This window comes from Herbaspirillum sp. Her3 (assembly GCF_057961275.1).
Window position 1 is genome coordinate 4,358,323 of sequence record NZ_CM176328.1, and the last position, 17,311, is coordinate 4,375,633.

The window sequence follows — 17,311 nt, forward strand, 5'->3', positions numbered from 1 at the left end:
GAATGAACGAAGCCGGACTGCGCTCCTCGCGAGGCAGTCTTCAGAATGAATTGACGGATTGAATCAGTGCCGCGAAGGCAGCACGGGCGGCGCCTGGGAATAAGGAGCGAGATAAGGACTGATGGACTGCAGGAAGAAATACGCGAGCGCCACCACGGTGCCGCCCGCCAGGAAATACTGCACGGCCGACAGATCGGGCTGCGGCACCTCAAGGGGCGGCGGCAGGTCTTGTTCGGCCAGCTGGCAGGCGACGCAATCGTCGCTCTTCTCGTTCAATGCATGATGATGAAAACCACTGCACCATAGCTGTAGCACCACGATCACGATGGCCAGCCAGACCGTGACGTGGTGATGCCCAGGCACGCGCCCGGGCGATGAGCGATGGTTTTTGCAATAGTGTTGCATTTACCGGGATGTTATAGGGACCGGTAAATATATGCAACATTGTTGCAACTTATTGTGACTCCGGCGCACCATCGCGACCGGAGCCTGTGCCGAAAAAATGAGAGAAGCCGAAGACTTCTATTTTTTAGAAGTCCAGATTACCGGGCCGCCACCCGCCCCCTTCCCTGCTTGCCGGCCCGTGCTCACCTCTGCTGTCTTACGGTCCGTCCGCCCCCGCCCTCACCAGACTATCGGCGCTGATGTCGGCAATCCTGCGCGCCCCCGTCAAGGTCATGGCCACCTGCATTTCCTTGGCAAAGAGACTCAGTACATTCTCCACGCCAGCCTGCCCCTCGGCAGCCAGCGCATAGATGAACGCGCGGCCCAGCATCACGGTATCGGCCCCCAAGGCCAGCAGGCGCACCACGTCCAGCCCCGAACGCACGCCCGAGTCCACCAGGATGGCCAGCTCGCCCTTGACCGCGCTGGCGATCTCCGGCAAGGCACGCGCAGTCGAGAGCACGCCATCAAGCTGGCGTCCGCCATGGTTGGAGACCACGATGCCATCGGCGCCGAAACCGACCGCCTGGCGCGCATCCTCGGGATCGAGAATGCCCTTGAGCAGCATCTTGCCCTGCCACGCATCGCGTATCCATTGCAGGTCATGCCAGCCAATGCCCGGATCGAAATTGGCGCCCAGCCAGCCCACGTAATCTTCCAGCCCGGTCTTCTTCTTGAGGTAAGCGGACACATTGCCCAGGTCATGCGGACGCCCCAGCAAACCCACATCCAGGGCCCAGCGCGGATGCGTGACGGCTTGCAGATAGCGGCGCAGCGCTGCATACGGACCGGACATGCCCGAGTGACGATCACGATAGCGCGCCCCCGGCACCGGCATGTCCACCGTGAACACCAGCGTGCGCACACCGGCCGCCCAGGCGCGGTCGAGCACGTTCTTCATGAAGCCGCGATCCTTCAACACATACAGCTGGAACCAGATCGGCTGCGCCACCGCCTGCTGCACTTCTTCAATCGGGCAGACCGACACCGTGGACAAGGTGAAGGGAATGCCCGCCTTGGTCGCCGCCCGCGCTGCCTGCACTTCGCCGCGCCGCGCATACATCCCCGTCAAACCGACCGGTGAGAGCGCCAGCGGCATGGCCAGCGACTGCCCCAGGAGTGTGGTGGAGAGATCGACCTCGCCGACTTCCTTCAAGACCCGCTGGCGCAAGGCCAGCTGGCGCAGGTCCAGCGAATTGCGCGCCAGCGTGTGTTCATCGTAGGCGCCGCCATCGATGTAATCGAACAGGAAACGCGGCAAGCGCCGACGGGCGGCTTCGCGGTAATCGTGGGTGGAAGAGATGATCATGGAGGTCCTTGTGAACGGGAAGGGAATCAAACCGCAGCAGCCCGCCGCGCGCGGGCAGGGGCTTCTTCGATATCGAGCAGGCGCTGCTGCACGAAATCGAGATGGGCATTGGCATGCTGGCGCGCCTCCTCGGCCCGGCCGGCGAGGATGGCATCGAGGATCTGGCGGTGCTGGCAATCGAGCTGGGCCACGATGTCGGGCAAGCGATACAACTGCCGCAAGGTGTCGGCAATGCTGATCTCCAGCAGCCGCAAGAGGCCCGACATCACCTGCCGCAGCACCACATTGCGCGAGGCCTGGGCGATGGCGAGGTGAAAGGCGGCATCGGTGCGGGCCTGCGCGGCCAGGTCATCGAGGGGTGCAGTGGAGACGGCGAAATACGCCTGCTGCAAACGCCGCTTGTCTGCGTCGCTGGCGCGCAGGGCGGCGAAATACGCGGCATCGCCTTCCAGCGAAAAACGGATCTCGGCCACGTCCTTCCAATAGCCGGCATCGCTGCGGGCCAGCGGGGCGAGCGGCTGCAAGGCTTGGGCAATCGGATCGGTCAGCGCAGCATGTTCGTCGGCGGCGAGGAAGGTGCCACCGCCATGGCGCGCCACCAGCACACCCCGGCTGGTGAGCACACCGATGGCCTCGCGCAGCGACGAGCGCGACACGCCGAACTCCGTGGCCAGCGCGCGTTCAGATGGTAGCTTCTGTCCCGGCGCCAGCGCACGTTGGGTAATCAGGTCGGCCAGGCGGTCAACCAGGGGAGAGGCAGTCATCGGCGGCTCCTTTCAATGTGGTCGGACCACTTTATTGGATTCTTACGAAGATAGTGCAGTCGATTGTAGTATTCGCTTAACAGGGGCCCAAATTCATTCAGAAAGTGGTCCGACCACTTAGTTTTTGCCATGCGCACTTTCCTCCCGCTGCCCGACACCCGCTCTCTCGCCGCCCATGCGCGCCGCATCGCACGGCGGTTGGAGTTGCGCTCCTTCCCTTTGTTGCAGGAACAGTTCAGCGCCCAAGAAGGCTTGCGCGCCGGGGTTGCCATTGCCCTGCCGCTGGCGGCGGCCATGCTGAGCGGACAGCGCTGGCTGGCGTGGGCGGTGTTCGCGGCCTTCTGGACCTGCCTGTGCGATGCGCCCGGCCCGCATGCGCAGCGCCGCCTGCTGCTGGGCATCTTTGCGCTGGCCGGGACGGCGGTGGCCTTCATCGGTGCCTGGAGCGCCTCATGGACGCCGCACGCCGCCCTGCTGACCGCCCCGCTGATGGTGCTGGGCGCGGTCACGCTGACCGGTGCCATCGAATCCGGCGCGCTGCTGGGCACGTTGCTGGCGGTGGTGGCCGTGGTGGCGGCAGGCTTTCCGCATGGGCTGGCGATGGCGGCGTTGCAAGCCGCCTCCTTCTGTGCTGGCGCGGTCTGGGCCTGGCTGTTGATCAACCTGGCCTGGCGCATCGATGACCAGGCTGCCCTGCGCCAGGCGGCACGTGCGGCGCTGCTGCGCATGCTCGACATGAGCCAGGCCCTGCTGGCCTCGCCTGCCGGCCAGCACCGCGACCAGCACTGGCACCGGGAACACGGCGAACATCGGCGCGCCACGCGGCTGGCCCTGGAACGCCTGCGCGCCATGCTGCAGCGGCATGCCGGCACCGCCATGGCCGATGCGCATACCTGGGCGCGCCTGCTGCACTCCTGCGAAATGATCTTCCACACCCTGATCGCCCTGGAGCACGCCGCCATCCAGCAACTGACCACACCGCACGATCAGCGCCGCGCCGCGCGCCTGGCCCTGGCCGTGCTGCTGCGCGCCCACGCACGGCTGGATGGCGCACGCAGCACCGCCCCCGGCCATGCGTTGCGGGAACGCTTCAGCGCCAGCCAGCAAGCGCCGGTCTCCGACCCGCTGATCGCCGGCTGCCTGCGCGCCCTGTGGCAAGCCGATCGCCTGCTGTGGGCCGATCAGCGCTCCCCGGAGGCGGCAGAAGCCCCGCCCCCGCTGCCCCGCACCGCCCTGCTGGCCCGGCTGCACAAGAGCCTGCAACAAGGTGGACGCCAGGCAGCGGGCGTGGCCGCCGTGTTCTATGCGGCGCAGGCCTTTCACCTGGGCTATCCCTACTGGGCCACGATGGCCGTGGTGGTGGTGTTGCAGGGCGCCGCCCGCCAGACCTGGGCGCGCTGTGTCGAACGCATCCTCGGCAGCCTGACGGGCGGCCTGCTGGCCCTGACGCTGTTGCAGATCATCCCGGCCGACGGACTGCTGCTGCCGCTGGTGGCGGTGTTGCTGGCCGGGCTGGCGATTGCCCTGCGGCTGGTGAACTACACGGTGTTCGTGGTGTTCCTGACCATGCTCTTCATCTGCGTGACCGACATGCTGCAGCCCGGTGCCGGCATCGCCTCGGCCCGCGCGCTGGACAACCTGATCGGCAGCGGTGCCGCCCTGCTGGCCGCGCTGGCGCTGTGGCCCGACCTGGGCGCCTCGCCGCGCCAGCGCATCGCCGCCGGGCTGGAGGCCAACCGCGCTTATCTGGATGCCGTACTGGAGCACCAGCCGGCCCCGGTGCTGCGCCACCTGCAGCGCCAGGCCGGACTGGCCAGCATCGAGGCCGAGACTGCCCTGCACGAACTGGGTGGCCTGCGTCGCCAGCGCGACGGACTGACCGCAGAAGAAGTCGCCTCCCTGCGTAGCCTGCGTGAACTGGCCGGGCAAGCGTCGGTGCAGTGGCACCGGCAGCAGGCCGACGACAGATTTTCCTGAAAAACGGTGTAAACGTTCACCTTTTTTCCTGCGAGAAACGGCTACGAGGCCGTCGCTACGTGAATGTCTGCCCTTTACTTCATTTACCCCGGAAAGCGCCCCATTGTTGCCGATCTGTCATTTTCTTGTGATAAATTGGCATTCATCATTGGCAATACCGAGACACCAGCGACCGCTGCGGCATGCATCTGCGGCGGCGCCGGGCCGGTACGGCGCGCGGGGGCGCGCCGGGGACCTGCGGGGACCACGCCATACAACAAGAACGGCCAGCGCAATCGCTGGGCCATATCGATGGGGGTACAGGCATGCCGCACAAACGCGCAGCCTTCGGGGAAGGTCATCTGATGCCGCAATCCAATCCGCTCACGCGTGCGCGCCACTGGCTGGGCAGCCTGCCAGCGGCCTGCGTGGTGGCCCTGGTGTCGGTGAGCTATGCGGTCAGCTATGCCGTCATGATCTTCGGCAGCAGCGGTGAGGGCCTCTTGCAGGCGGGCTTGCCGCTCATGTTCATCACTAGCGTGCTGTGCCTGCTGGTGATCTGCTTCACCAGTTCCCTGCCCTTCATGCTGGGCGGCGCGGACTCCAATTCGGTCGGCCTGCTCTCGCTGATGGTCGGCGGCATCAGCGCCAGCATGCAGCGCGCCGCGCTGTCACCGGCCGAGATCCTGGCCACGGTCACCACTGCCATCACCTTGAGCAGCCTCCTGGTCGGGCTGGTGCTGATGCTGCTGGGCGTGCTGCGCCGGGGCAACCTGGTGCAGTTCGTGCCCTTTCCGGTGATCGGCGGCTTCCTCGCCGGTACCGGCTACCTGCTGTGGATGGGTGCCTTCACGGTGCTGACCGGCCGTCCCCTGGGACTGGATATCTTCAGCGCCGGCATCGCACTGCACTGGCAGCAGTTGCTGCCGGTGGCCATCGTGGTGATCGGCATGCTGGGGCTGCCCGGACGCAGGTTCGACCATCCGCTGGCGCTGCCCGTGGCGCTGGGCCTGGCCAGTGCCGCCTTCTACGGGGCACTGGCCGCCAGCGGCATCTCGCTGGAGCAGGCGCGGGCGCTGGGCTGGATGTTCGCGCCCCTGAGCCTGGGCCACGTGCAGCTGCCGGTGCAGGTCTCCTGGTCGCTGGTGCACTGGGACGTCCTGTGGCGCCATTACGGCGAATTGCTGGCGCTCATCGCCGTCACCACGCTGGCCATCCTGCTCAATGCCACCGGCGTGAGCCTGGCCACGCGGCGCGAGGTCGATTTCAACCGCGAGCTGCGCAGCGCCGGCCTGGCCAATGTGCTCAGCGGGCTCTTCGGTGGCGTGATCGGCTGCCATTCGCTCTCGCGCACCCTGCTCAACTACCGCTTCGGCTCGCGCGACCGCATCGCCACGCTGGTGGCGGCGGTACTCTGCCTGGCCTTTGCGCTGTTCTTCATCCCGCTCCTGGGCTATTTCCCCAAGCCGGTCCTGGCGGGCCTCTTGATCGGCCTGGGCGGCGGATTGCTCAATGAATGGCTGGTGCGCAGCCGGCGCCTGGCGCGCGGGGATTATTTCCTGATCGTGCTGATCGTGGCGGTGGTGGCCTGCTATGGCTTCGTCACCGGCGTGGCGCTGGGGGTGGTGGTGGCCTGCGTGCTGTTCGTGCTGGACTATGGACGCGTATCCTGCGTGAAGATGGAATTCACCGGCGCCACCCTGCATTCCAAACTCGAGCGCAGCGCCGCCGCCCATGCCGAACTGAAGCAACTGGGCCAGCGCGTTTTCGGCATGCGCCTGCAGGGTTTCCTCTTCTTCGGCAGCGCCAACCAGATCGTGCATCGCGTGCGCGAGCAATTGCAGTCGCCGCGCCAGTTCATCATCATCGACTTTCGCCACGTGCAGGGACTGGATGCCTCGACCTCGCAGAGCTTCGTCAAGCTGGCGCAGGTGTGTGAACAATACAAGGTGACCCTGATCCTGACCGGCATCAGCGAACCCATCCGCCGCCCCATCGCACGCGCCGCCTTCCCCGGCAACGCGCCGCAGGAGTTCGCCGATCTCGACCTGGCGCTGGAATGGGTGGAAGACCGCCTGCTGGAACACGCCTCCCGCGACGAATCGCGCGATACCCTGCACACCAGCCTGGCCGAACATTTCGAGGCGCGCGAACTGGCCTCGCTGCTGGCGCGCATGGAGCGGGTCGACCTGGCGGCCGGCACGCTGCTGTTTCGCAAGGGCGATGCCGGTGACTCGATGTATTTCATCGAGGAAGGCATGGTCAGCATTACGCTGCCGCTGGAAGGCGGCGGCCGCATGCGCCTGCGTTCCTTCGGCAGCGCCACCATCGTGGGCGAGATGGCGCTCTATCGCGGCCAGCGGCGCACCGCCGATGTCGTCACCGACCGTCCCACCCGCGCTTACCAGCTGAGCCGGGACAGCCTGCGCCAGCTGGAACAGGACGATCCGGCCACGGCACTGCGGCTGCATGCTTACGTGGTCAAGGTCATCGCCAGCCGGCTGGAATCGACCAATGAGGCGTACCGGCTGGCTTATTGAGCCGGGTGCGGGGCAGAGCGATCCGATATACTGCTGCCTTCCCCGTACCCCGTCTCCACCATGTCCGAGCAAGCCCCCGAACCGATCTTCCCCGATGACGCCGTAGCCGGCGCCGAGACCATCCCTGCCCCGCGCCCCTGGATCGTGCTGCAGAACGTGCAGGAGGTCGAGACCTGGATCGACACCTACAACCGCGAACTGCAAGCCGTGGTCTTCCGCCACAAGATGAACACCGTCAACGCCGGCCAGGGCATCTGCTTCACGCTGGAACTGGGTGGCGAAATCTACCTGCACACCGCTCCCGAAGGCCAGATCCTGCTGGACGTCAGCGAAGAAGCCGCCTGGGCCGCCCCGGTCATCAGCGCCGCCGCCAACGTGGCCGCGCCCGCTGGCAGCGTGTGGGTGCTGCCGCCGGATACGCTCACGCAACTGATCCTGGGACTGTCGGGATTGATTGCCACGTCGCAGTTCGTATTGCGGCATGAGTACCGGCTCGGCAAGAGCATGCGCACCGGCTATTGAATGGCCACCTGACTGAAAGCAAGCACGATGAAAGAACGCACCCTGATCGCCGCCGGCGCGCTGAACATGTTCGTGGCCGTTGGCTGTGGCGCCTTCGGCGCCCATGGCCTGAAGAAGATGATTTCCGAAGAGATGCTGGCCATCTGGCATACCGCCGTGACCTACCAGGTCATGCATGCCCTGGGCATGATCGCCATCGCCCTGCTGATGCCGCGCATGGCCGGTGCCGCCCTGGCCTGGGCCGGCAGGCTGATGCTGGCGGGCATCGTCATCTTCAGCGGCAGCCTCTACCTGCTGGCCCTGACCGGCACGCGCATCCTCGGGGCGATCACGCCCTTTGGCGGCGTGGCCTTCCTGGCAGCCTGGCTGCTGGTGGCATGGGCGGCGCTGAAAAGCCAACCAGCGTCCCAACAGCAGCATTAAGCAAAATTCAATGCTCGATCAAACAGGATTAAGCCGAGATTAACGGTCCCGGCGAAGCGCAATGTCAGGCCGCCGCCCCGCTCAAGGCTTCCTTGACCAGCTCGTCGATCTCGCCGGTGATGTTGGAGAGCACCCCGGCCACCACCGAGAATTCCTTGCCGGCCTGGCCCGAGCGGGCTGCCACGATACGGGCGTTGAAGGCCACCATCTTGGCTTCGCGCGCGATGGTTTCGATGTCGGTCATGATGCCGCGCAGCTGCTCGCGCATGAGCCGCGCATGTTTCTTGGACTGCGCTTCATAGACCGCCGTGATCTCGTTCAACACCGCCAGCAAGGGCGTGGTTTCCTGCACCAGTTGTTCCAGCAGGGCCGGTGCGGTCTTCAGTTTGTCTTCGATGGCATTGAGCGCGCGCTGCGCCAGTTCGGCGAAACCGGTGATGCGGGCATCGCCCCGGCTGCGGCCGAAATACACCTCTTCCAGTTCCGCACAGAATACGCCGGGCAAGCCGGCCGAGCGCCGGATCAGGGCCGTGTGCGCGCTGCGAAACAGCGCCAGCGCTTCGCGCGCCGTGGCGCACGCCTCCTGCTGCCCCTGAGCCGCCAACACCGCGTAGAGCACCAGCCGCTGCGAGGTGAAACGGCGGCGGCCAGATAGATTGATCAAGGCCCCGAACACCTCGCCGGACAGCGGCGTGGATTCGGTCGGTTCAGCCCCTGCGGCGGGGCTCTCCTCGATGACAGCCAGGCTGCTCATGAACATCTCCTTCCCATGCAATTGATCGCCGGCTCAAGCGGCCTCGCGCGCCGGATGCGCCTGCTTGCGATACAGGAATTCCAGCACCGCCGTGCGGTAGGCGCCATACTGCGCATCCTGCGCCAGCGTGACGCGATCGCGCGGGCGCGGCAGTTTCACTTCCACGACGTCACCGATGGTGGCGGCCGGTCCATTGGTCATCATCACGATGCGGTCCGACAGCAGCACCGCCTCATCCACGTCGTGGGTCACCATCACCACGGTGGAGCCGGTCTTGGCGACGATCTTCAGGAGCTCGTCCTGCAGATGCGCGCGGGTCAGGGCATCGAGGGCGCCGAAGGGTTCATCCATCAGCAAGACCTTGGGCTCCATGGCCAGCGCACGGGCAATGCCCACGCGCTGCTTCATGCCGCCCGAGATTTCATTGGGACGCTTGCTCTCGGCCGCGCTCAGGCCCACCAGCGCCAGCGCGGCGCGGGTGCGGTCGCGCAACTGGGTGCGATTTTCGGTCGCCCCGAAGACACGCTCCACACCGAGATAGATGTTTTCGTAGCAGGTCAGCCAGGGCAGCAGCGAATGGTTCTGGAACACCACCGCACGTTCCGGGGCCGGGCCGCCGATCTCGCGGTTGGCACAGAGCAGCACGCCATCGCTGGGTTTCAGCAAACCGGCGATCAGGTTCAGCAAGGTCGATTTGCCGCAGCCGGAGTGGCCGATCAGGGTGACGAACTCGCCCTTGGCCACCGTCAGGTTGATGTCACGCAGGGCATGGAAGACGCCCTTCTTGGTGTGGAACACCATCTCCACGCCGTGGATGTCGATGAATTTGCCGTTGAGGTTGTCCATGATCCGCGTCCCTTAGTTGTTGACCTGCTCGTAGGTAAATGCCTTGGCCAGTGCCACCAGCAATTGCTCCAGCACCAGCCCGACCACCCCGATGACGACGATGGCGATGATGATGTGCGGCACGTTCAGGTTGTTCCATTCATCCCAGACCCAGAAGCCGATGCCCACGCCACCGGTCAGCATCTCGGCCGCCACGATCACCAGCCATGCGGTGCCGATGGACAGGCGCACGCCCGTCAGCATGTAGGGCAAGACCGAGGGGAAGAGGATCTTGGTCAGCACCTTCCATTCCGAGAGATTCAAGACCTGCGCCACGTTCATGTAATCCTGCGGCACGCGCTGCACGCCCACGGCGGTGTTGATGATCATCGGCCAGATCGAGCAGATGAAGATCGACCAGATCGCCGCCGGATTGGCCGACTTGAAGACCAACAGGCCAATGGGCAGCCAGGCCAGCGGCGAGACCGGGCGCAGCAAACTGATGATGGGGCCGAACATGCGCGAGAGAAACTCCACCCGGCCAATCGCAAAGCCCAGCGGAATGCCCACCAGCGCCGCCAGCCCGAAGCCCATGCCGACCCGCTGCAGCGAGGCCAGCACGTTCCAGCCTATGCCCTGGTCATTGGGACTGTTGCGGTAGAAGGGATCGGAGAACATCACGCCCGCTTCCTTCAAGGTCGCCCAGGGCGTGGGGAAGCTGCTGGTCTTCAAGGCGATGATCTGCCACACCAGCACCAGCAGCGCCACACCCAACAGCGGCGGCACCACGCGCATGAAGAGGCCGCCTGCGACGATCTTCTTGCGCAGGCTGCGTGCCCTGGCCGGGACGGCAGCGGGTGCGGCCTGCGCTTCGTTGGCAGCGGCCGCGCGCACCGGCTCGACGGCAGGAACAGATCCGCCATGGCTGTTGCCGGCGGGCTTGGCGTTGTCGCCCATGATGCTTTCCACGACTGCACTCATCGTTTTCCCCTTGCTCGATACACTTCACCGTAATGGCCCCGGCCTGCGGCCACAGCTGCTTACACCTTGATCTTGAAGGACTGCGCGTAGGCCGCCGGATTCTTGCCGTCCCACACGATGCCATCCACCAGTTTCGAACTGCGCATCACCTCCTTGGGCAGCGGCGTCTTGGTCATGGCCGCGGCCTCCTTGTAGAGATCGATCTGGTTGACCGATTTGGCCACGGCCAGGTAATCCGGGTCACTCTTCAACAGGCCCCAGCGGCGATGCTGGGTCATGAACCACATGCCGTCGGAGAGGAAGGGGAAGTTGACCTGGCCTTCTTCATAGAACTTCATGTAGTTGGGATCGTCCCAGGTCTTGCCCAGGCCGTTCTGGTAGCGGCCGAGGATGCGCTGGTCGATCACGTCCTTGCTGGTGTTCACATAGGACTTGTCGGCGATCACTTCAGCCATCTTGTTCTTGTTGACCAGCGAGGCATCGATCCACTTGCTGGCTTCCAGGATGGCGGCCATCATCGCGCGGCAGGTGTTGGGATACTTCTGCACGAATTCGCGCGAGGTGCCCAGCACCTTTTCGGGATGGTCCTTCCAGATGTCCTGGGTGGTGATGGCGGTGATGCCCACGCCATCGACGATGGCGCGATGGCCCCAGGGTTCGCCCACGCAGAAGCCATCCATGTTGCCCACCCGCATGTTGGCCACCATCTGCGGCGGCGGCACGGTGATGACCTTGGCATCCTTCATCGGGTTGATGCCATTGGCGGCCAGCCAGTAATACAGCCACATGGCATGGGTGCCGGTAGGGAAAGTCTGGGCGAAGGTGTATTCGCGCTTGTCGGTCTGCATCAGCTTGTAGAGCGAGGCGCCATCGACGGCCCCCTTGTCGGCCAGCTTTTTGGAGAGTGTGATGGCCTGGCCATTGTGGTTCAGTCCCATCAGCACGGCCATGTCCTTCTTCTGTCCGCCGATGCCCAGCTGCACGCCATAGATCAGGCCATACAGCACGTGGGCCGCATCCAGTTCGCCATTGGTCAGCTTGTCGCGCACGCCGGCCCAGGAGGCTTCCTTGCTGGGGACGATCTTGATGCCGTACTTCTTGTCCAAACCCAGCACCGAGGCCATCACCACCGAGGCGCAATCGGTCAGGGGGATGAAGCCGATTTTCACTTCTTCCTTTTCCGGCTTGTCGGAACCGGCTGCCCAGGCGCCGCCCGGGGCCAGGCCCAGCATGCCGCCACCGGCAGCCAGGGCCGCGCCCTGCATCAGCTTGCGGCGCTTGCCGTCCACTGCCTGCACAGAATCGACCTGCGCGCCCTGTGCGCTGTCGTTGTCCACCAGCACGCCTGCCTTGTCCACCTGACCCTTGGATTCCATAGCCCTGTTCCCCTTGCGTTGCGATTTGTCGAAAGCCCAAACAAAAAAGGCGTGTTCCGACATGGGTGAGCCATATCGGAAGACGCCTTTGTCCTGGACGGCGCGACCGTCGTTGGCCACACCTTCACATTGCTTGCGCACTGCTGCGCTGTGACCATCGTTCAGCAAAGAGCGTGCCAGAACCTGGGTGCTCGCCGCAAAACCGCATGCAGCCTGACCTGGCGGCACATGGTGCGGCCTGACGGCAACGCCCCGACAGCGCGGACGGCGCGATCAAATCGGGCGTGGCCCGCACTTCCGTTGTGCCTTGCACCAAGTTGGCAGTGATCTGTCAGCCAAGGCAGGGGCGCGCGGCCACCTACCCGCGCTTGCAGGATTTTCCTACAGCACATTGCGAGGGGCGCTGATCGTGCGGCGATGAGGGCCGCCCTAAGATGGCCCCAGCTTCACGCATCACCCGGCGCTTCTTGCACCCTGGCGGGCAAGAGCGAACTCAATAAGAAAGGAGAAATCCATGACCCTCGGCACCATCCTGCTCATCGTCCTGATCCTGATCCTCATCGGCGTCATCCCGGCCTGGCCGCACAGCCGTGGCTGGGGCTATGGTCCCAGCGGTATCGCTGGCACCATCGTCATCATCCTGCTGATCCTGCTGCTACTGGGCAAGATATAAGGCGGGGCGGCGGCCGGCCGGTTCATTCCCCGGCTGCCATGCGCCCCTGCCCTGGTCCACTCCCTTCCCTCCCGCAAGCCTGATACCATCCGGTGGCGGACGGGAAAACGGCGCGGCCGGTGCCTGTCACCGGCCGCGCCGTTTGCTTGCGGGCATCCTCACGCTGACGGCTCTTCCTATCTCCGTAACGTGATGAGGCTCCCAACCGATGAACAATAAATTCCTCACTCCTTTCCTGCCGGGCATCCTGGCTGTCGTGTCCCTGCTCGGGGCGGCTACCGTGCATGCGGCCGAGGAGGACGTCAGCAAGGCCGATCCCCAGCGCTGGTACCAGGAAGACAACAGCCCCCGGGCCCGTCTGCGCAACCTGAACCAGGAAACGGCGGCCGCCTATGCCGAGGCGCTGAAGGCCTGCCGCAGCCTGCGCGGCAAGGAGGCCGCTGCCTGCCGCAAGGAAGCAGCACAAGCGCGTGCGGAAGATACGGCACGCGCCGGACGTATCTTCAAGGACTACCAGGCAGCACAGCCAGCTGCGGCAGCGCCTGCCCCCTCATCCAGGCACTCGCACAGGCACGCCAGACAATAAGCGCTCGCATGCACGCGCTGCATGCAACAACGCCGCGACGAGATGACTCGTCGCGGCGTTGTTGATGATCCTGCAGTGGCCCTGCTCAGCGATCGCCGGCGGTTTATCAGTCGACTTAGACTTATAGCGGACTGATGTTCGACTTATTTGCCGACCTGATTGCCGATCACGCCACCCACGGCAGCACCACCCACGGTACCGAGGCCGCTGCCTCCGGTGAGTACGGCACCGCCCACTGCACCGGCGCCTGCGCCGATGGCGGTATTCTTGTCTCGCTGGCTCATGTTGCTGCAGCCGCTCAGTGCCGTGAAGGCACAGATGGCTACGGTGGTCACTGCCAGTGTCTTGATGGTCTTCATGATGACTCCTTCCTCTTTGTCAGATGGGGGAGCGTCCGGCGTTCAGGTCGACGGGCGCATGATCACGCGCGGTGCCTGGGCAGGCGCCTGATTGCGATAGACCGGTGTGCGCGGTGCGGCCTCATGGCCACGCTCGCCTTGCGCATCCTTGCTCTTGGCCGCGCGTGCGCCATACAGCAGCACGGCGTTCTGCAAGGACTTCGAACGCTTGGTCTCGGCCATGTCCATGTAGCGGAATTTCTTCTGCCCTGCTGTGTGCAGGCGGGCTGCATCCACCGGCATGTGACGGTCCATCGTGGAAGCCGACCAGCGCGCGGCGCTGTCGACGGCTTGCGGGGTTTCTGCGAAAGCGTGGGAGGCGAAAGCCGAAGCGGCTGCCAGCATGCAAATACCGACTGTTTTTTTCATGGTCTGCCCTTTCAGGGATCCCTTCTGGCGGTGAGCTGAGAATTTCATGCGGCAAACCGAGAACTCTTTTTGATTTCCCGGCTCTACCAGCACCATGACGTCATGGTCGCGGAAATTGCCGCATCACAAAATCAGCCGTTTCCGATTCTCGCGTAGGCGCTTTCCTACACGGCTGAGCTTGGGGCCTGCACCAACGCCGGCCCGGCCCAGCCGGAGGTACAAGTGGCATCAGTCCTTGGCGGCTTCCTTGGCGTCGCCATAGGTCTTCTGGACATTGCCTTCCACCTGCTTGGCTGCGCCCTTGACCTGCTGGCTGGTGTTGCCGGTCAGCTCGCCCGTCTTCTCCTGCACCTTGCCTGCGGCTTCCTTCAGGCTGCCCTTGATCTGGTCCTTGTTCATGATGGCTCCTTTGCGTTTGTTGGCTGAGGGTTACCCGGCGCATGGGCCGGCTCCGTCACGCTGCAGCGCCCGCCGGGCGTTGCGTGACGATGAGTTCATGGTAACGATGAGCCCATGGCGCGCCCATAAGAGAGGCGCCCTTTCACGCGTAGGAAAAACCGAAAAACCGTGCCGGAAAAACGCCCTTGCAACAATGCTCACCAGAACGCAGAAAGCCGCCCTGATGGCGGCTTTCGGAGGGATTGCAGCGGCGTTGAAGCGGGCCGTGCGCGCGTGCGTCAGCTCTCGCTGGCCGCCAGTTCCGGACGGATCGGCAGGCTGATGCTGATCAACGCGCCCTTGCCGGGCGTGGAGCGGATATCGACCTCGCCGCCAAAGAAGGTGGCGCGTTCGCGCAGGCCGCGCAAGCCATAGGTCTTGTGATTGTCGCGCCGCTCCTCGGGGATGCCCACGCCGTCATCGCGCACGGTCAGGGCCACGTGGTCTTCGTCGATGTCGAGGATGACGTCGACCTTGCTGGCCTTGGCATGCTTGGTGACGTTGTTGAGCATTTCCTGCAGCATGCGGTAGATGGCGATTTCCATCTCATGTCCCACTTCGACGTCTTCATCCGGCAGGCTGGCGCGGCAGGTGATGCCGGTGCGCTCGTGCAATTCGTCGAGCTGTTCGGAGATCGCCGCCTTCAGCCCGAACAGGTCCAGCGTATTGGGCCGCAGCTCGGTCTGAATACGCCGCGTGGTGGCCACCAGCGACTTCATGAGGCCTTGCATGCGGGTCTTGCGGTCGGCCCATTTCTCGTCCGGGGGCAGGATCTGGTAGACGCCCTCCAGATGCATCGACAAGGCGGTCAGCGAGGCGCCCATGTTGTCGTGCAACTCGCGGGCAATCGCGCGTTTTTCTTCTTCACGCACGGTCTCCAGGTGGTTGGTCAGTTCGCGCAGCAAGGCAGTCCGCTGGATCACGGTCTTTTCCAGCTGGCTCTCGCGCTGGCGCAATTCATCCTCGGCCTGCTTGCGCTCGGTGATGTCGGTGCTGATGCCGATCACCCCCTGCACGCTGCCATCCTTGCCGAACCAGGGCACCTTGGCGGTCTGGAAGGTGACCACGCCTTCGGGCAGGTGCAGCGTCTGCTCCAGCTTCTCGGGCTTGCCCGAGGCCATCACGCGGCGGTCGTCGCGGTCGATGGTATCGGCCTCTTCCTCGACCAGGAACAACTCGCGGCTGGAGCGGTACATGGTCTCTTCCCAGGTCTTGCCCAGCTTGTGCAACGTGGCCGGGTTGGCAAAGATCATCAGGCCCTGGCGGTTCTTCACGAAGATCGGATCGCTGGTACTTTCGCTGACCGCATTGAGCAAGGCACTGGTTTCGGCCAGCTTCTGCGCATTGCGGGTGCGCTCGCCGTATTCGCTGTCGAGCCGGCTGGCCGAACCCCAGAAGATGAAGAGCACGATCACGCCATTGATCAGCGTGAGCGTGGGCAGCACCAGTTCGGGCAGGATCCAGCCATGCGTCATGCCCCAGTTCAGCAAGAGGCTGAAGGCCAGCAGCAGGAACAGGGTCTGCGGCAACAGATGGCGCAGCATCTGTCCGCCCGGCGCAATGCGCAGGATCACCGCCATCAGCGGATGAGAAGGCCGCGCCATCAACAGCGCCGCCCCCAGCAAGGCGAAGACCAGCGACGACAGCAGCGAGATCGGCAGCGGGAAGTCGAGATAGATGAACTGGCTGACGTCATACAGATAGCCCACCAGCGGAATGGCCGACAGGCCCATGATGGTGAAGGCCAGGTATTCGGCCGGATAGTAGCCGCCCAGCAGGCGCCAGTCATGCAGCAGCAGGGCCAGGGCCATCAGCACGAAGCCGATCGACAGCAGCGGCGGAATGGCCAGCGGGGAGACCGGATGCGCCGTATCCAGCGGCAGCCAACCCAGGATATACATCACGCCCTGTACCAGTGAGACCACGCCCAGCACCAGCAGCAGCACGGCCAGCGCCACGGCCAGCTTGCGCAGCGTCGCCCGGCGCGTGCCCGAATGCATGCAGCGCAGGTAGAGGGCCGAGCCGCCCAGGATGAAACCGATCGCCGTCACTTCGCGCACGGCCAGCAGGCCCGAGAGCAGGCGCCGGTACTCTTCGCCCAGCGCGCCCGTCACCAGCACCACCACCGCCAGCAGGATCACCGCCATGGCCAGGCCCATGGCCAGCGTTACCATGCTGCTGTAATGCGCATGGGACGCCGCAAAATACTCGACCGATGCGCTGTTCTGGAGATCGGCGGAGGACGGACGAAGGCCGTCATTGTTCTTCTGCATCGTCGGAAATCCCTTGCTCTAGTGCGTAGTGCGATCCCTGCCGCGATGGCCATGGCGTGCGTCACGCCGGCCAGGATCGGTTCTCGTCGTCTGGTCCATCCGGGCCGCGCCGAAATGCCTTGGCGACACGATGGTTGGCTGCGCGAATCATGCAGCAAAAAAATGCGTCAAAGTCCCCCCGCCTGGGCTGGTCCCTGCGGCGAATTGTTGCTCGAGGAAGTGCGGCCGGGCTTGCCGGCCTTCTTCGCCGCCAGCTCTTCCAGCAGATCGCACAGCAGCGGCAGTTCGGAAGATTTGTCGAAGAAGTGCTGCACCCCGCATTGCACACCTGCGCGCCGGTAGGTCGGGCTGACGTGATTGCTGAAGACCACCTTGACCTCGCTCTGGCGCCGCGTATTGGAGCGGGCCAGCGATTGCAGCAGGCTCATGCCATTGCCCTGCTTCAACTGGATATCCAGGATCAGCACGTCATAGCTGTTCTGCTGCAGGTGGCGCAAGGCTTCCAGTTCACTCTCGGCATGCCCCACCAGGCGCACGCCGGTGATTTCCGACAGGCTCTCCACGATCAGGTCCCGCACGTCCTCGGAATCCTCCACCAGGAAGATCCGCAAGGGCGTCCCGTCGCTGTCGCGCTGGGGCCTGCTGTTGAGTTTGTCATCCATGATGCGCCGTACCACTCT

The 17,311-nt window shown here is 64.6% G+C and carries 18 protein-coding genes; 6 read left to right on the forward strand and 12 right to left on the reverse strand.

From position 1 onward, the window contains the following. Window positions 1-63 precede the first annotated feature (63 nt). The 3 genes from ACVC5H_RS19890 to ACVC5H_RS19900 all read right to left on the reverse strand — a co-directional run bounded on the left by ACVC5H_RS19890 (window position 64) and on the right by ACVC5H_RS19900 (window position 2,517). Entirely contained in the window at window positions 64-363 is a 300-nt protein-coding gene (locus ACVC5H_RS19890; RefSeq protein ID WP_489619472.1) for a hypothetical protein, read from the reverse strand. 238 nt (window positions 364-601) lie between these two features. Then, window positions 602-1,753, reverse strand: coding sequence for an FMN-dependent L-lactate dehydrogenase LldD (gene lldD / locus ACVC5H_RS19895; RefSeq protein ID WP_489619473.1), 1,152 nt, complete (start codon window positions 1,751-1,753; stop codon window positions 602-604). Between the two features lie 26 nt (window positions 1,754-1,779). Continuing rightward, complete coding sequence (locus ACVC5H_RS19900) at window positions 1,780-2,517, reverse strand: FCD domain-containing protein (protein ID WP_489619474.1); 738 nt, start codon at window positions 2,515-2,517, stop codon at window positions 1,780-1,782. A gap of 129 nt (window positions 2,518-2,646) precedes the next feature. On the opposite strand from ACVC5H_RS19900, the gene ACVC5H_RS19905 reads away from it, so the two are divergent. The 4 genes from ACVC5H_RS19905 to ACVC5H_RS19920 all read left to right on the forward strand — a co-directional run bounded on the left by ACVC5H_RS19905 (window position 2,647) and on the right by ACVC5H_RS19920 (window position 7,958). Further along, window positions 2,647-4,494, forward strand: coding sequence for an FUSC family protein (locus ACVC5H_RS19905; protein ID WP_489619475.1), 1,848 nt, complete (start codon window positions 2,647-2,649; stop codon window positions 4,492-4,494). Between the two features lie 305 nt (window positions 4,495-4,799). Continuing rightward, window positions 4,800-7,013, forward strand: coding sequence for an SLC26A/SulP transporter family protein (locus tag ACVC5H_RS19910; protein ID WP_489619476.1), 2,214 nt, complete (start codon window positions 4,800-4,802; stop codon window positions 7,011-7,013). A 60-nt stretch (window positions 7,014-7,073) separates the two neighbouring features. Continuing rightward, complete coding sequence (locus ACVC5H_RS19915; protein WP_489619477.1) at window positions 7,074-7,535, forward strand: hypothetical protein; 462 nt, start codon at window positions 7,074-7,076, stop codon at window positions 7,533-7,535. Between the two features lie 27 nt (window positions 7,536-7,562). Beyond that, window positions 7,563-7,958, forward strand: a complete 396-nt coding sequence (locus ACVC5H_RS19920) for a DUF423 domain-containing protein (RefSeq protein WP_489619478.1) — start codon at window positions 7,563-7,565, stop codon at window positions 7,956-7,958. Window positions 7,959-8,022: 64 nt separating this feature from the next. Here the strand turns inward: ACVC5H_RS19920 and ACVC5H_RS19925 are convergent, their stop codons facing one another. Genes ACVC5H_RS19925 through ACVC5H_RS19940 form a run of 4 tightly spaced genes read right to left on the reverse strand, consistent with a single transcriptional unit; the run spans window position 8,023 to window position 11,894 of the window. Continuing rightward, entirely contained in the window at window positions 8,023-8,712 is a 690-nt protein-coding gene (locus tag ACVC5H_RS19925; protein ID WP_489619479.1) for a type IV pili methyl-accepting chemotaxis transducer N-terminal domain-containing protein, read from the reverse strand. A 33-nt stretch (window positions 8,713-8,745) separates the two neighbouring features. After that, window positions 8,746-9,558 carry an ABC transporter ATP-binding protein gene (locus ACVC5H_RS19930; protein WP_489619480.1) on the reverse strand — a complete coding sequence of 271 codons (813 nt, stop codon included), beginning with the start codon at window positions 9,556-9,558 and terminating at the stop codon, window positions 8,746-8,748. 12 nt (window positions 9,559-9,570) lie between these two features. Next, window positions 9,571-10,518, reverse strand: a complete 948-nt coding sequence (ntrB, locus tag ACVC5H_RS19935; RefSeq protein WP_489619481.1) for a nitrate ABC transporter permease — start codon at window positions 10,516-10,518, stop codon at window positions 9,571-9,573. A gap of 59 nt (window positions 10,519-10,577) precedes the next feature. Continuing rightward, window positions 10,578-11,894, reverse strand: a complete 1,317-nt coding sequence (locus ACVC5H_RS19940) for a CmpA/NrtA family ABC transporter substrate-binding protein (protein WP_489619482.1) — start codon at window positions 11,892-11,894, stop codon at window positions 10,578-10,580. A 514-nt stretch (window positions 11,895-12,408) separates the two neighbouring features. On the opposite strand from ACVC5H_RS19940, the gene ACVC5H_RS19945 reads away from it, so the two are divergent. Continuing rightward, entirely contained in the window at window positions 12,409-12,567 is a 159-nt protein-coding gene (locus ACVC5H_RS19945; RefSeq protein ID WP_338718362.1) for a DUF3309 family protein, read from the forward strand. A 208-nt stretch (window positions 12,568-12,775) separates the two neighbouring features. Then, window positions 12,776-13,153, forward strand: coding sequence for a hypothetical protein (locus tag ACVC5H_RS19950; RefSeq protein WP_489619483.1), 378 nt, complete (start codon window positions 12,776-12,778; stop codon window positions 13,151-13,153). Between the two features lie 143 nt (window positions 13,154-13,296). Here the strand turns inward: ACVC5H_RS19950 and osmB are convergent, their stop codons facing one another. From osmB to ACVC5H_RS19975, 5 genes are all read right to left on the reverse strand, one after another. Further along, window positions 13,297-13,512 carry an osmotically-inducible lipoprotein OsmB gene (gene osmB, locus ACVC5H_RS19955; protein WP_489619484.1) on the reverse strand — a complete coding sequence of 72 codons (216 nt, stop codon included), beginning with the start codon at window positions 13,510-13,512 and terminating at the stop codon, window positions 13,297-13,299. A gap of 42 nt (window positions 13,513-13,554) precedes the next feature. Further along, window positions 13,555-13,920: a hypothetical protein gene (locus ACVC5H_RS19960; protein WP_489619485.1), complete on the reverse strand. Its 366-nt coding sequence runs from the start codon at window positions 13,918-13,920 to the stop codon at window positions 13,555-13,557. A 228-nt stretch (window positions 13,921-14,148) separates the two neighbouring features. Then, window positions 14,149-14,319 (reverse strand): CsbD family protein, encoded by a 171-nt coding sequence (locus ACVC5H_RS19965; protein WP_145607732.1) that lies wholly within the window; start codon window positions 14,317-14,319, stop codon window positions 14,149-14,151. 278 nt (window positions 14,320-14,597) lie between these two features. After that, window positions 14,598-16,631 carry a PAS domain-containing sensor histidine kinase gene (locus ACVC5H_RS19970; protein WP_489619486.1) on the reverse strand — a complete coding sequence of 678 codons (2,034 nt, stop codon included), beginning with the start codon at window positions 16,629-16,631 and terminating at the stop codon, window positions 14,598-14,600. A gap of 167 nt (window positions 16,632-16,798) precedes the next feature. Further along, on the reverse strand, window positions 16,799-17,293 hold the full coding sequence (locus tag ACVC5H_RS19975; protein ID WP_489619487.1) for a response regulator: 495 nt from the start codon (window positions 17,291-17,293) through the stop codon (window positions 16,799-16,801). Window positions 17,294-17,311 lie beyond the last annotated feature (18 nt).